This is a genomic window from Sandarakinorhabdus sp. FBCC-B8862 (genome assembly GCF_059745315.1).
The window spans coordinates 1,494,908-1,507,783 of record NZ_CM185574.1 but is presented as its reverse complement, the minus strand read 5'-3'; the positions used below and the strand labels follow the sequence as shown (position 1 = coordinate 1,507,783).

Sequence of the window (12,876 nt, the reverse complement as noted above, 5' to 3'; positions counted from 1 at the left end):
GGCTGGCGGTTGCGTTGGCGCTGGCGGCTGCACCTGTGGCGGCCGCTTCCCCACCGATGATTGGCTGGTTTGAAATTCCGGTGACCGATCTGGCCCGCGCCAGCCGTTTCTATGCGGCGGTGCTGGGCCGGCGGCTGACCAACGACACGGTGGATGGCTATGCCATGGCCATGTTTGACGGCCCGGATGGGCCGGAAGGCGCGCTGGTCAAGGGCGATGTCTATGTGCCGGGCAAGGCCGGCCCGATCCTCTATCTCCGTGTGGAGGATGTGGATGCGGTGCTGGCCCGCGCCGTCGCGGCCGGCGGGCGTGTGCTGTATCCGAAAAAGGATATTGGCCCGGCCGGCTGGGTGGGCGAGTTCGAGGACAGCGAGGGCAACCGCATTGCCCTCATCCAGCCGAAAGGCTGATCCCGGTTGCGGCGGCGAGATCGACCAGCGCCTGGGCTTCGCCGGTCACCTTGATGGCGTGCATGCCCAGTGCGGCAGCCGGCTTGCAGTTGATGCCGAGATCATCGAGATAGACGCAATCCGCCGGTGACACGCCGAGCGCGTCGCACATCATCAGGTAGATGCGCGGATCGGGCTTGCGCACGCCGGCCTTGCTGCTTTCGATGACGGAATCGAACAGGGCCAGGATATCCTTCACGCTGCGGCCCCAGCCGATATCCTGCTCGCTCGCGACATTGTTGGTGATGCAGCCCACCTTGAACGCCGCCTTGCAGGCCTTGAGCGCAGCCACCATGCCGGGGCGGACATCGCCGGCCAGCAGCGGCAGCACATGGCTGCCCGGCACATCATGGCCCAGCGCCTGCGCCTCGGCACGGAAGCGGCTGTCGAACGCTGCGGTGTCGATCTCGTTCCTTTCCAGCAGGGCCCAGGCGTTGTGATCCGGATTGGTGGCGTTGACGGTGCGGATGAAGCCGGCCGGCAGGCCGTTGGCCGCCTCATAACGGGCAAAGGCCTCGAACGGGGAGGAGGTGATCACCCCGCCGAAATCGAAAATCACCGCCTTGACCATGTGGGTGCCTCCTTGTGCGCCTGCTCTGCCCCAGCGGCGCCGGGCGGGACAGCTGGGGATTGGAACAGGCGGGGCCGCGGGCCGGCCTGGGGACGGCTGCGGAAAGATCCTCCCCCTCTGGGGGAGGTGCCCGCAGGGCGGAGGGGGCTGGGCAGCGTGACTCCACGCCGGAACGCGGGCCCAGCGCCACCCCCTCCGCCTCGCTGCGCTCGGCACCTCCCCCAGAGGGGGAGGATCGAAAGTGCCCACGCCCAGAGGGGTGGGCCGTCGTCAACGCGCGAAGTAGAAGTCGTAGGCCGGGTTGGTCAGGAAGGGTTCCAGCTTGTCGGCCAGCACCAGGGTGCGGAACAGCTCGGCGGCTTCGGTATATTTGCCGGCGCTGAAGAAATTGTCCCCCACCTGGGCCTTGTAGACGCCCAGCTGCTCTTCGGTGACGCGGGTGATGAGGGCGGCATCGACCACTTCGCCCGTCTCCAGCGTGGCGCCGGCCTGTTTCCATTGCCACAGCTGGGTGCGGCTGATTTCGGCGGTGGCGGCATCTTCCATCAGATTGTGCAGCGGCACCGCGCCCTGGCCGCGCAGCCACGCAGCGATATAGCCGATGCCGACATTGATGTTGTTGGTGAGGCCAGCCAGCGTGCGGGTGCCTTCGGGCGGGGTGACGAGATCGTCAAAGGTCGCTTCGCCGGGCGGGATGACGTGCAGCTGGTTGGGGGTGGGCATCAGCCGGTCAAACACCTCGCGCGCCACGCTGACCAGGCCGGGGTGTGCGACCCAGGTGCCATCATGGCCCAGCGTTGCTTCCCTCTCCTTGTCGGCGCGCACGGCGGCGAAGGCGGCCTGGTTGGCGGCTTCATCGTCCTTCACCGGGATGAAGGCGCTCATGCCGCCCATGGCATGGGCCCCGCGGCGATGGCAGACGCGCACCACATGGGCGGCATAGGCGGCCATGAACGGGACCTTCATGGTCACCTGCGCCCGGTCGGGCAGCAGCTTGGAACCATCCTTCTGGAAGGTCTTGATATAGCTGAAGATATAATCCCAGCGGCCGCAGTTCAGCGCGGTGATGTGGTCGCGCAGTTCATAGAGGATTTCTTCGGCCATGAAGGCGCCGGGCAAGGTTTCGATCAGCACGGTGGCGCGGATGGTGCCCAGCGGCAGATTCAGCATCGACTGGGCGGTGATGAAGATATTGTTCCACAGCCGGGCTTCCAGCGCATGTTCCAGCTTGGGCAGATAGAAATAGGGGCCGCTGCCCCTGGCCAGCAAAGCCTTGGCATTGTGGAAGAAATAGAGGCCGAAATCGAAGATGGCGCCAGCCACACGCTCGCCATCGACGACCATGTGCGCTTCATCGAGATGCCAGCCGCGCGGGCGGCAGATGAGGACGGCGGTCTTGTCGTTGAGCTTGTAGCTCTTGCCCTTGTCTTCGAGGGAAATCGTGCCGGCCACCGCATCGCGCAGGTTGATCTGGCCCTGCACCATCACGTCCCAGGTGGGGGCGGAGGCATCTTCGAGGCAGGCCATGAAGCAGAAGGCGCCGCTGTTGAGCGCGTTGATGACCATCTTGCGGTCGCACGGCCCGGTGATTTCGACGCGGCGATCGGCCAGATCGGCCGGGGCGGGGCGCACCTGCCAGCTGCGGTCATCACGGATGGACGAATATTCGGGGGCAAAACCGATGAAGCCTTCCGCGTTGATCCAGGCCTGGCGCTGATCACGGGCGCGCAGCAGGGCGAGGCGCGTCGGATTGTACATGCGGTGCAGCTGGGCGACGAAGGCCAGCGCATCGTTGGTCAGGATCGTGTCGTAACCGGGCTGCAGGGCGCCCTTGATCTCGACTCCGGCAAGTTCCGGGTGACTCTGGGCGGGGTTGCTGGTCATGACAGGCCTTTCATTCATCGGTGAAACGGAACGGTGTGAGGCCGCGCTGGCGTTCGTCAAAAGCCAGGTGGGCATTGGCGGGCGGCAGGCCGCGCTGGCGGCAGGTGGCGCGGTGGCAGGCGGGGCAGCCGGGGCCGATGGCGGCGGCCGGGCCGTTCAGATCGATGCCGGCGCTCCACGACAGGGCAGGGGCATGGGCGATGTCGCAGCCGATGCCGATGGCAAAGCTGGGCCGGTCGCTGCCCCAGGGCATGGCGGCGGTGCGCACGGTGCGGGCGAGCGTGAGGAAGCGCTGGCCGTCCTCCAGCTCAACCAGCTGGCGGCGGATTTCGCCCGGCCGGTCAAAGGCGTGATAGACATGCCAGAGCGCGCAGCCGCCCGCCAGCGGCAGGGGTGAGGGGCCGGGCGCGAAGCGTTTCGAGATGGTGCCGGCGCGATCGACCCGCAGGAAGAAGAAGGGCACGCCGCGCGCGCCGGGGCGGTGCAGCGTGGTGAGACGGTGCGCCACTTGTTCGAGGCCGCGGCCAAAGCGGGCCTGCAGCAGCTCCACATCATAACCCGTCGCCTCGCAGGCGCTGAGGAAGCGGGCATAAGGCATCAGCGTGGCGGCGGCGGCATATTTGCCCAGCGCCACGGTGGCGGCGCGGCTGGCCAGTGGATCGCTGATGCCGGCGGCGGCGATGGCGGCGGCAATTTCGGCCTTCAGCTCGATCAGCACCAGCTGCACGGCGGCGGCAAAGCCGCGGCTGGCGGCATCCAGCGATTCCGACAATTGCAGCTGGCGGGCGTGGAGATCCAATCGGCGCAAATGGCTGGGCAGCACCTCCAGCGGCAGGGCGCGCACGGTGATGGCATGGCGCGCGCGCAGCCGTTCGACGACGGCGGCATTGAGATCGGCGCCGGACAGCCGAAGCTCGTCGGCCAGCCGCTCGCAGGCTTCATCGAGACCGTGGAAATAATTGCCGGCGGCATCCAGCATGGCGGCGACAGCAGCGAGCGGCCCCGGCGGCGGCGGTTCGGGCGCGACGGCCGGCGTGGCGGCGGCGAGGCGCAGCAGGGCGTTGGCGATGGCCGGCGAACGGGCAGCGAGATCGCGCAGTTCGGATTTCGGCACATCAATGCCGATCAGGCGCGGATCGGTGAAGAGTTTTGACAAATCATCGACAAGGCCGCCGTCGTCCCCGCCGGTGAGGCTGCGGATATCGAGATCATAATGTTCGGCCAGCTTGAGCAGGAAGCTGGCTGACAGCGGCCGCTGATCCCGCTCGATCAGATTGAGATAGCTGACAGAAACGCCGAGATCGCCGGCCATGCGGGTTTGGGTGAGCCCGCGTTGGTTGCGCAGACGACGGATGCGCGCACCGGCAAAGATCTTGCGCCCGCCGCCGAGGCTATCGGGCAGCGCCACAGCGGACGAGGCGGCTTGGTCTGTCAAAAGATTTACAACTTCACAGGCCTTCGCGGCGAAAACGGGACATTTACACACGATTCTTTGACAGAATCTGTTGACCGGGCCCTAGCCCAGGCGCAGGGCGTTGACAAGATTTACTGCAGCTTCGCGCTGCAACATTAATGAGAGGAGCCCCGCCATGAGCTATCAGAGCGAAGTCAACGCCGCCGCCACCGCCATCACCGGCAAGGCCGGCTGGGAATCGATCAGCGCCGAAAGCGTGGCGCGCATGCGCCTGCAGAACCGTTTCAAGACCGGGCTGGACATCGCCAAATACACCGCCGCGATCATGCGCCGCGACATGGCCGCCTATGATGCCGATCCGGCCAAGTACACGCAGTCGCTGGGCTGCTGGCACGGCTTCATCGGCCAGCAGAAGCTGATTTCGATCAAGAAGCATTTCGGTTCGACCGAGCGTCGCTATCTCTATCTGTCGGGCTGGATGGTCGCGGCGCTGCGCAGCGAGTTCGGCCCGCTGCCCGACCAGTCGATGCACGAGAAGACCAGCGTGCCGGCCCTGATCGAGGAGCTGTACACTTTCCTGCGCCAGGCCGATGCCCGCGAGCTGGGCGGCCTGTTCCGCGAACTGGATGCCGCCCGCGCCGCTGGCGACAATGTGAAGGCCCAGGCCGTGCAGAACCAGATCGACAATTTCCAGACCCATGTCGTGCCGATCATCGCCGACATCGATGCCGGGTTCGGCAATGCCGAGGCGACCTATCTGCTCGCCAAGAAGATGATCGAGGCTGGCGCCTGCGCCCTGCAGATCGAGAACCAGGTGTCGGACGAGAAGCAGTGCGGCCACCAGGACGGCAAGGTGACGGTGCCGCACGAGGACTTCCTGGCGAAGATCCGCGCCATCCGTTACGCCTTCCTGGAGCTGGGCGTGGAGGACGGCATCATCGTTGCCCGCACCGACAGCCTGGGTGCCGGCCTGACCAAGCAGATCGCCTATAGCCGCGAGCCGGGCGACATTGGCGACCAGTACAACTCCTATCTGGATTGCGACGAGATCGACGTGTCCCAGGTGGGCAATGGCGATGTGGTGATTTCGCGCAACGGCAAGCTGCTGCGGCCGAAGCGGCTGCCGTCGAACCTGTTCCAGTTCCGCGCCGGTTCCGGTGAGGATCGCTGCGTGCTGGATTGCATCAATTCCTTGCAGAACGGCGCCGATCTGTTGTGGATCGAAACGGAAAAGCCCCACATCGGCCAGATCGCCGGCATGGTGGACCGCATCCGCGAGGTCGTGCCGCACGCCAAGCTGGTCTATAACAACTCGCCCAGCTTCAACTGGACGCTGAACTTCCGCCAGCAGGTTTATGATGCCTGGGCCAAGGACGGCCGCGACGTGAGCGCCTATGACCGCGCCAAGCTGATGAGCGTGGATTATGACGGCAGCGAACTGGCCGCCGAAGCCGATGAGCGCATCCGCACCTTCCAGCGCGATGCCGCCGCCCGCGCCGGCATCTTCCACCACCTGATCACCCTGCCGACCTATCACACCGCGGCCTTGTCCACCGACAATCTGGCCAAGGAATATTTCGGCGATGCCGGCATGCTGGGTTATGTGAAGAATGTGCAGCGCGCCGAAATCCGCCAGGGCATTGCCTGCGTGAAGCATCAGAACATGTCGGGTTCCGACATTGGCGATGATCACAAGGAATATTTCGCTGGCGAGGCGGCGCTGAAGGCTGGCGGCGTGCACAACACGATGAACCAGTTTGCGGCTTGAGTGCGGCCAGAAAATAGCGGAGCTATTTTCGGACTCGCACCAAGCCCGGCCAGCGAGCGAAAAGGGCGGCCTTCAGGCCGCCCTTTTTGACTCGTCTGACGGCGCGGCTCTGCCGCGCTCCTATTTTTTTATTTCCCTTTACACCTTCAGCAGACTCGGCGGCTTTGCCGCCGGCTGCGGCCGCAAGGGCCAGAGCGCGGCGGCACAGGCGCGGCCCCCTCCGCCCTTCGGGCACCTCCCCCAGAGGGGGAGGATCTTGAGCGGGCCCAGCCTCCCGCCCCTCCGTCGCGCTTCGCGCGCCACCTCCCCAAACGAGTTTGGGGAGGACCAGTCCAGCCTCAGCGCGAATTCATCCGCCAGCGGGTGATCACCCGCTTCAGCATCTCCTCATCATCGCCGGTCTTCACCCACAGCTGGCTGAACACCGGATCGTCGCTGGCCGGGCGGCGGTGGGTTTCCAGTTCGTCGAGGCGGACACGGATCGGGGCGGCGACGCCTTCGCCGGAGATGATGCATTCGCGGTTGCGCAGGGCCGGGATGGCTTCGATCAGGCTGCGGCCGCCTTCGGGCAGGGCGTTGCGGACGAAATTCTGGTCGCGTTCGTTGTTCAGCCGCAGCGAGACGATGGTGCCGCATTGGGACAGGGCGCCTTCGGCCAGATCGGATGGGCGCTGGGTGACGAGGCCCAGCGAGACGCCATATTTGCGGCCTTCCTTGGCGATGCGTTCCAGCACGTCGCGCACCGGGCTCTGCTTGGAAATGGTGCGCGACGGGATGTAGCGATGGGCTTCCTCGCACACCAGCACCACCGGGCGGCGGCGTTCGGTGCGCGACCAGACGGCGAAATCGAAGACGATGCGGCTCAAGACCGACACCACGGCGTTGACGACGCTGGTGGGCACACCGGACAGATCGATGACCGAGATCGGGCGGCCTTCCACCGGCAGGCGCAGGATGCGGCCGATGAAATCGGCCATATTGTCGGTGGAATAGCGGCGATCGAACATGAACTGGGTGCGCGGATCGCGCATGATCTGTTCCAGCTTGCCCTTGATGCGCAGATAGTTGGTGGCGTTCTGGCCTTCGGAAATCTTGCCCATCTCGCTGTTCAGCGTGTCCATCAGCACGGCGAGCAGATAGGGGATCGGCGTATCGGTGGTGATGGTGAGCTGCGGCGCGGCGTGGATGGATTTGGACCGCGCCACCTGGAGGCAGCGGGCGAGGATGTCGCGATCGGTTTCATAGGCGGCGCCCTCGCTGGTGAGCAGCACCTCGCAATGTTCCTCGAAGTTCAGCAGCCAATAGGGCAGCTCGAGATTGTCGACATTATAGACCATGCCGGTATCGGCGAAGGCGCGGGCATATTCGCCGTGCGGATCGATCATCACGACATGGCCTTCCGGCGCCTGTTCGATGATGCGGTGCAGGATCAGCGCGGTGGCGGTGGATTTGCCGGTGCCGGTGGAGCCGACGATGGCGAAATTCTTGGACAGGAACAGATCATAATAGAGCGCGGCGCGCACCTGGCCGGTGGGATAGACGATGCCGACCTGGATGTGCGGGCGTTCGTCGCCGGAAAACACCCGGGCGGTTTCGATGCTGTCGGTGGGCAGGGCCGGGTCGCCGGCGCGCGGATAGGTGCCGACACCGCGGCGGAAGCTGCCGATGCGGCCATCGGCGCCGATATCGGCTTCACCCACCAGATCGACCATGCCGATGCTGATGCCGCCCTGCTGTTCAATGGCGCGCAGCGTGCCGATGACATAAAGGCCCTGGCTTTCCACCTTGATCAGGCTGCCCAGCATGCCGGTGGAGGCGAGCACGGCATCGGCATCGGATTTCAGGCGGGCGGCGGCAGCGGTGTCGATCGCCAGCTGCATCTGGCCGGCGCTGACGGCAACGACCTGGCCGATGATCCGGTCTGAAAACATGCGCGTGCCTCCCTGGGGCGCAGATTTGGCATGCCGGCCAGCCCTGTTCAATTGCCGTGATTGCGTGAGGCTGCCCGACGCGCCACCATGGGCAAAACATCAGGGGAGGATGCAGCATGACGGGATTTTATCCGCACGAGATCGTGGCCGACGGGCTCGGCTTTCCGGAAGGGCCGGTGGCGATGGCCGATGGCAGCGTGCTGGTGGTGGAAATCCGCCCGGGCCGCATCACCCGCATCCACCCCGATGGCCGCAAGGAGACCGTGGCCGAGCCGGGCGGCGGGCCCAACGGCATGGCGGTGGGGCCGGATGGCGCGCTTTACGTGTGCAACAACGGCGGTTTTGACTGGTATGAGCAGGACGGCATCCTGCTGCCGGGGAATGCCGCAAAGGATTATACCACCGGCCGGATCGAGCGGATCGATATCGCCACCGGCGCGGTGACCCGCCTGTATGACAGTTGCGATGGCCACAGGCTGTCGGGCCCGAACGACATCGTGTTCGATGCCCATGGCGGTTTCTATTTCACCGATCTGGGCAAGCATTTCGATCATCACACCGATGCCGGCGGGCTGTTTTACGCCCTGCCCGATGGGTCGAAGATCACCCGGTTGATCCATGGGCCCGATCTGAACGGGGTGGGGCTGAGCCCCGATGGCAAGACGGTTTACGCCGCTTCCACCAGCCGGCGCGTGGTGCTGGCGTTTGACATTGTTGCGCCGGGCGTGCTGGCGCCGGAAGCGCTGCCGGCGGTGCCGGGGCGGTTTGTGACCACCTGGGCCAACAAGACCTATCTCGATTCGCTCGCCATCGAGGCGGATGGCAATATCGCGCAGGCGACACTGATCGAGAATGCGGGCGTGACCAGCATCGATCCGGTGACGGGCGCGCAGGAATTCTTTGCCTTCCCCGATCTCTTGACCACCAACATCTGCTTTGGCGGCGATGACATGATGGATGCCTGGGTGTGCCTGTCCACCACCGGCAAGCTGGCCAAGTGCCGCTGGCCGCGGCCGGGCCTCAAACTCCACTTCAACGCATGATCCTGAAGGCCAACGGGCTGGACTTCGCCTGCGATGTCGCCGGTGACGGGCCAGACGTGGCGCTGTGTCTGCACGGCTTTCCGGAATCGCGCTTTTCCTGGCGGCACCAGTTGCCGGTGCTGGCCGATGCCGGCTGGCGGGCGGTGGCGCCGGACTTGCGCGGCTATGGCGGGTCGAGCCGGCCGGTCGGGAAAACCGCCTATCACATCGATCATCTCGTTGATGATGTGGTGGGGATGTTTGACGCGGCTGGTGCCCGGCGGCGTTTGCTGGTGGCGCATGACTGGGGCGCGGTGATCGCCTGGGTGGTGGCGATGCGGCGGGCGGTGCCGCTGGATGGCCTGATCATCATGAACGTGCCGCACCCCACGGTGTTTCGCGACCTGATCCGCCACCATTGGCCGCAGCGGCTGAAGAGCTGGTATGTCGCCTTCTTCCAGATCCCCTGGCTGCCGGAATTTCTGCTGCGGCAGCGCCGGGCGGAGGGCATCGCCAACGCCTTCCGGAACATGGCGGTGGACAAGAGCGCCTTCCCGCTCGACGTGCTGGACCATTATCGCCAGAATGCCCTGATCCCCGGCGCGCTGACGGCAATGATCAATTACTACCGTGCCAATCTGGGCATTCTCGACGAGACGAGTGCGCCCATTGAAGTTCCGACCCTCATGCTGTGGGGAGAGGAGGACACGGCCCTCGATGTGAAGCTGACCGAGGGCTATGCCCCGCATGCGCGCGACTTCACGCTGGTGCGCTTTCCGGGCGTGTCGCACTGGGTGCAGCAGGAAGCGCCAGGGCCGGTGAATGCGGCAATGCTGGCGTGGATGGGGGGCAAGGGACTGGTGTCCGGGTAGCGAGAGCGAGTCCCACGCACCCTCCCCCAACCTCTCCCTGCAAACAGGGAGGGGAGAAGAAGCGCCACATGTCTCCCCTCCCTTGCAAAGGGAGGGGCCGGGGGAGGGTGCGGCGCAGCCGCTTTGATCTCAGTGCGCATCCCCCCACGACACGCCTTGGCCAATCTCCACGCCAAGCGGCACGGAGAGGTCCACCAGCGGGCGGTGGGCGTTTTCCATCACGGTGCGGATCACCGGCTTGGCCGCTTCCGCCTCGGCCTCCGGCACTTCGAACACCAGTTCGTCGTGCACCTGCAGCAGCATCTTCGTGCCCGACAGGCCGGCGGCGGCGAGCGCGGCGGGCATCTGCACCATGGCGCGCTTGATGATGTCGGCCGCTGTGCCCTGCACGCGGGCGTTGACGACGGCGCGTTCGGCAAAGGCGCGTTCGCCCTGGTTTTTCGACGTGATCAGCGGCGCGTGGCATTTGCGGCCGAACAGGGTGGTCACGAAGCCGGCGTCCTTCGCGAAGGCGATGGTTTCGGCCATGTAGTTGCGGATGCCGGGGAAGCGGCTGAAATAGAGCTCGATGTACCGGGCGGCCTCGCCGCGATCGATGCCCAGCCGCTGCGCCAAGCCAAAGGCAGAAATGCCGTAGATGATGGAGAAGTTGATCGTCTTGGCCCGCGCCCGCGTGTCGCGGTCGACATGGCCGAACACCTCGCGGGCGGTGAGCGCGTGGACATCTTCCCCAGCGGCGTAGACGGCCTTCAATTCCGGCACATCGGCGATATGGGCGACCAGCCGCAATTCGATCTGGTTATAGTCGGCCGCCATGATCACGTTGCCCGGCGCCGCCACAAAGGCATGGCGGATACGCCGGCCCAGTTCGGTTCGGATCGGGATATTCTGCAGATTGGGGTCGTTGGACGAGAGCCGCCCGGTGGAGGTGGCGGCGAGGTGGAAATTGGTGTGCACCCGGTCGGTCTGCGGGTTGATCTGCGCCTGCAGCGCATCGGTGTAGGTGGATTTCAGCTTTGAATGCTGTCGCCAGTCGAGCACGCGCTGGGCAATCGGCGCGCCCTCTTCCGCCAGCCGTTCCAGTTCGCTGGCGTCGGTCGTCCAGGCCCCGGTCTTGCCCTTCTTGCCGCCCTTGTAGCCAAGCTTGTCGAACAGGATCTCGCCCAGCTGCTTGGGGCTGCCGATGGTGAACGGCCCGCCGGCCAGTTCGTGGATCTCGCCTTCCAGTCGGTTGATCTCGGCCTCATAGAGGGCAGACAGGCGGGCAAGTTCGCTGCGGTCCACCTTGATGCCGGCCATTTCCATCTGCGCGATCACCGGCAGCAGCGGCCGGTCCACGGTCTCGTGGATTTGGGTCACCTGCTCCTTCCACAGCCGGCGGCGGAAGCCCTGCCACAGCCGCAGCGTCACATCGGCATCCTCGGCGGCATAGTCGGTCGCCTTCCTGAGATCGACTTCGGCAAAGCTTTTCAGCCCCTTGGCGACATCCTTGTAGGCAATCGGCGTGTGGCCGAGGTGGCGGGACGACAGATCATCCATGCCATGATTCCAGCGCCCGGCATCGAGCGCGTAGCTCAACAGCATCGTGTCGTCATAGGGGGCCAACACCGGCACACCGTGGCGCCTGAGCACGATCAGATCATATTTGAGATTATGCCCGATCTTGAGCAGCGACGGATCGGCAAGGAGCGGGTTCAGCCGCGCGATCACATCCGCGATTCCCAGCTGGGGCGGGCGCTCTGCAAACATGCCGTCGCCGGTGCCGTGGGCCACCGGGATGTAACAGGCCTTGCCCGGGGCAAAGGCCAGGCTGATGCCGACGAGATCGGCGCGCATCTGATCGGTGCTGGTGGTTTCGGTGTCGATGGCAAAGGCACCCGTGCCCGCGCATTGCGCCAGCCACCAGTCCAGCCGGTCCATGCTGGTCACGCATTCATAATCGGCGTGGGTGAAGGCCACATCATCATCCGGCACGGCGGCAGTCGACGGCCGGTGCGTGTCGGGCGCCGGGCCGCTGGACCCGGTGCTGCCCAGCTTGGCCAGCATGGCGCGAAAGCCGTGCTTTTTCAGGAAGGCGGCCAGCGGTTCGTGCGGCGGCTCCTTCAGGGTCAGTTCGTCCAATGGGGCGGGCAGCGGCAGGTCATCCTTCAACCGCACCAGCTCGCGGCTCAGGCGCGCCATCTCCACCGATGCGGCGAGCGTCTCCTTCAGCTTGGGCTTCTTGATTGCCTCGATATTGGCGATCACGCCTTCGACGCTGCCATAATCGCGGATCAGATCGGCGGCGGTCTTCGGCCCCACGCCCTTCACGCCGGGGATATTGTCGGCGGTGTCGCCCATCAGGGCCAGCACCTCGCCCACCTGTTCGGGCGGCACGCCGAACTTCTCGATCACCTCGGCCCGGTCGATCACCTGGTTCTTCATCGTGTCGAGCAGATTGATGCCGGGGGCCACCAGCTGCATCAGATCCTTGTCGGACGAAACGATGGTGACATTCATGCCGGCGGCGCGGGCGGCCAGCGCATAGCTGGCGATGATATCGTCCGCCTCCACGCCCTTCTGCTCGAAACAGGGCACCGAAAAGGCGCGAACCGCATCACGGATCAGCGGGAATTGCGGGATCAGATCTTCCGGCGCCGGCGGGCGGTTGGCCTTGTACTGATCATACATATCATTGCGGAAGGTGTGGCTGCCGGCATCGAGCACGACGGCCAGATGGGTCGGGGCTTCGGCCTTGTTGAGTTCGGCGATCAGCTTCCACAGCATGGCGGTGAAGCCATAGACGGCACCGACCGGCGTGCCGTTGGGATCGGTCAAGGGCGGCAGCCGGTGATAGGCGCGGAAGATGAAGCTGCTGCCGTCGACGAGGTAGAGATGCTGGGCCATGGGTTCTTTTAGGCTTGTCCGTCGCGACGTGAAAGCGGGCATTGCCGGCGGACTTGAACGCCGGCAACAACTAAGAATT

At 65.3% G+C, this 12,876-nt stretch carries 9 protein-coding genes; 4 read left to right on the top strand and 5 right to left on the bottom strand.

Annotated features, from left to right (window positions below; translation table 11 throughout):
• Window positions 1-56: 56 nt before the first annotated feature.
• Window positions 57-410 carry a VOC family protein gene (locus tag AC6BOR_RS07420; RefSeq protein ID WP_086116193.1) on the top strand — a complete coding sequence of 118 codons (354 nt, stop codon included), beginning with the start codon at window positions 57-59 and terminating at the stop codon, window positions 408-410.
• Here the strand turns inward: AC6BOR_RS07420 and AC6BOR_RS07415 are convergent.
• The 3 genes from AC6BOR_RS07415 to AC6BOR_RS07405 all read right to left on the bottom strand — a co-directional run bounded on the left by AC6BOR_RS07415 (window position 391) and on the right by AC6BOR_RS07405 (window position 4,312).
• Entirely contained in the window at window positions 391-1,020 is a 630-nt protein-coding gene (locus tag AC6BOR_RS07415) for an HAD-IA family hydrolase (protein ID WP_498060536.1), read from the bottom strand. The genes AC6BOR_RS07420 and AC6BOR_RS07415 overlap by 20 nt on opposite strands.
• 270 nt (window positions 1,021-1,290) lie before the next feature.
• Window positions 1,291-2,904, bottom strand: coding sequence for a malate synthase A (gene aceB / locus AC6BOR_RS07410; protein WP_498060535.1), 1,614 nt, complete (start codon window positions 2,902-2,904; stop codon window positions 1,291-1,293).
• Window positions 2,905-2,914: 10 nt separating this feature from the next.
• Entirely contained in the window at window positions 2,915-4,312 is a 1,398-nt protein-coding gene (locus AC6BOR_RS07405; RefSeq protein WP_498060534.1) for a helix-turn-helix domain-containing protein, read from the bottom strand.
• 181 nt (window positions 4,313-4,493) lie between these two features.
• Here AC6BOR_RS07405 and AC6BOR_RS07400 point away from each other — a divergent pair, with 181 nt between their 5' ends.
• Window positions 4,494-6,086: an isocitrate lyase gene (locus AC6BOR_RS07400; protein WP_498060533.1), complete on the top strand. Its 1,593-nt coding sequence runs from the start codon at window positions 4,494-4,496 to the stop codon at window positions 6,084-6,086.
• 338 nt (window positions 6,087-6,424) lie between these two features.
• On the opposite strand, the gene AC6BOR_RS07395 is transcribed toward AC6BOR_RS07400, so the two are convergent.
• Entirely contained in the window at window positions 6,425-8,017 is a 1,593-nt protein-coding gene (locus tag AC6BOR_RS07395) for an ATP-binding protein (RefSeq protein WP_498060532.1), read from the bottom strand.
• 116 nt (window positions 8,018-8,133) lie between these two features.
• Between AC6BOR_RS07395 and AC6BOR_RS07390 the strand changes: the two genes are divergently transcribed.
• Entirely contained in the window at window positions 8,134-9,060 is a 927-nt protein-coding gene (locus AC6BOR_RS07390) for an SMP-30/gluconolactonase/LRE family protein (protein ID WP_498060531.1), read from the top strand.
• Window positions 9,057-9,911 carry an alpha/beta fold hydrolase gene (locus tag AC6BOR_RS07385; RefSeq protein WP_498060530.1) on the top strand — a complete coding sequence of 285 codons (855 nt, stop codon included), beginning with the start codon at window positions 9,057-9,059 and terminating at the stop codon, window positions 9,909-9,911. Before AC6BOR_RS07390 ends, AC6BOR_RS07385 begins: the two co-directional genes overlap by 4 nt.
• 129 nt (window positions 9,912-10,040) lie before the next feature.
• Here AC6BOR_RS07385 and polA read toward each other — a convergent pair whose 3' ends face one another.
• Window positions 10,041-12,797, bottom strand: coding sequence for a DNA polymerase I (gene polA, locus AC6BOR_RS07380; protein ID WP_498060529.1), 2,757 nt, complete (start codon window positions 12,795-12,797; stop codon window positions 10,041-10,043).
• Between the last annotated feature and the right edge of the window lie 79 nt (window positions 12,798-12,876).

What these genes read in the sequence shown, in the direction of transcription:
- AC6BOR_RS07385 (WP_498060530.1), top strand. Translation starts at nt 9,057, where the DNA reads ATGATCCTGAAGGCCAACGGGCTGGACTTCGCCTGCGATGTCGCCGGT.
- AC6BOR_RS07395 (WP_498060532.1), bottom strand. Translation starts at nt 8,017, where the DNA reads ATGTTTTCAGACCGGATCATCGGCCAGGTCGTTGCCGTCAGCGCCGGC.
- AC6BOR_RS07400 (WP_498060533.1), top strand. Translation starts at nt 4,494, where the DNA reads ATGAGCTATCAGAGCGAAGTCAACGCCGCCGCCACCGCCATCACCGGC.
- aceB (WP_498060535.1), bottom strand. Translation starts at nt 2,904, where the DNA reads ATGACCAGCAACCCCGCCCAGAGTCACCCGGAACTTGCCGGAGTCGAG.
- AC6BOR_RS07415 (WP_498060536.1), bottom strand. Translation starts at nt 1,020, where the DNA reads ATGGTCAAGGCGGTGATTTTCGATTTCGGCGGGGTGATCACCTCCTCC.
- AC6BOR_RS07420 (WP_086116193.1), top strand. Translation starts at nt 57, where the DNA reads ATGATTGGCTGGTTTGAAATTCCGGTGACCGATCTGGCCCGCGCCAGC.
- AC6BOR_RS07390 (WP_498060531.1), top strand. Translation starts at nt 8,134, where the DNA reads ATGACGGGATTTTATCCGCACGAGATCGTGGCCGACGGGCTCGGCTTT.
- polA (WP_498060529.1), bottom strand. Translation starts at nt 12,797, where the DNA reads ATGGCCCAGCATCTCTACCTCGTCGACGGCAGCAGCTTCATCTTCCGC.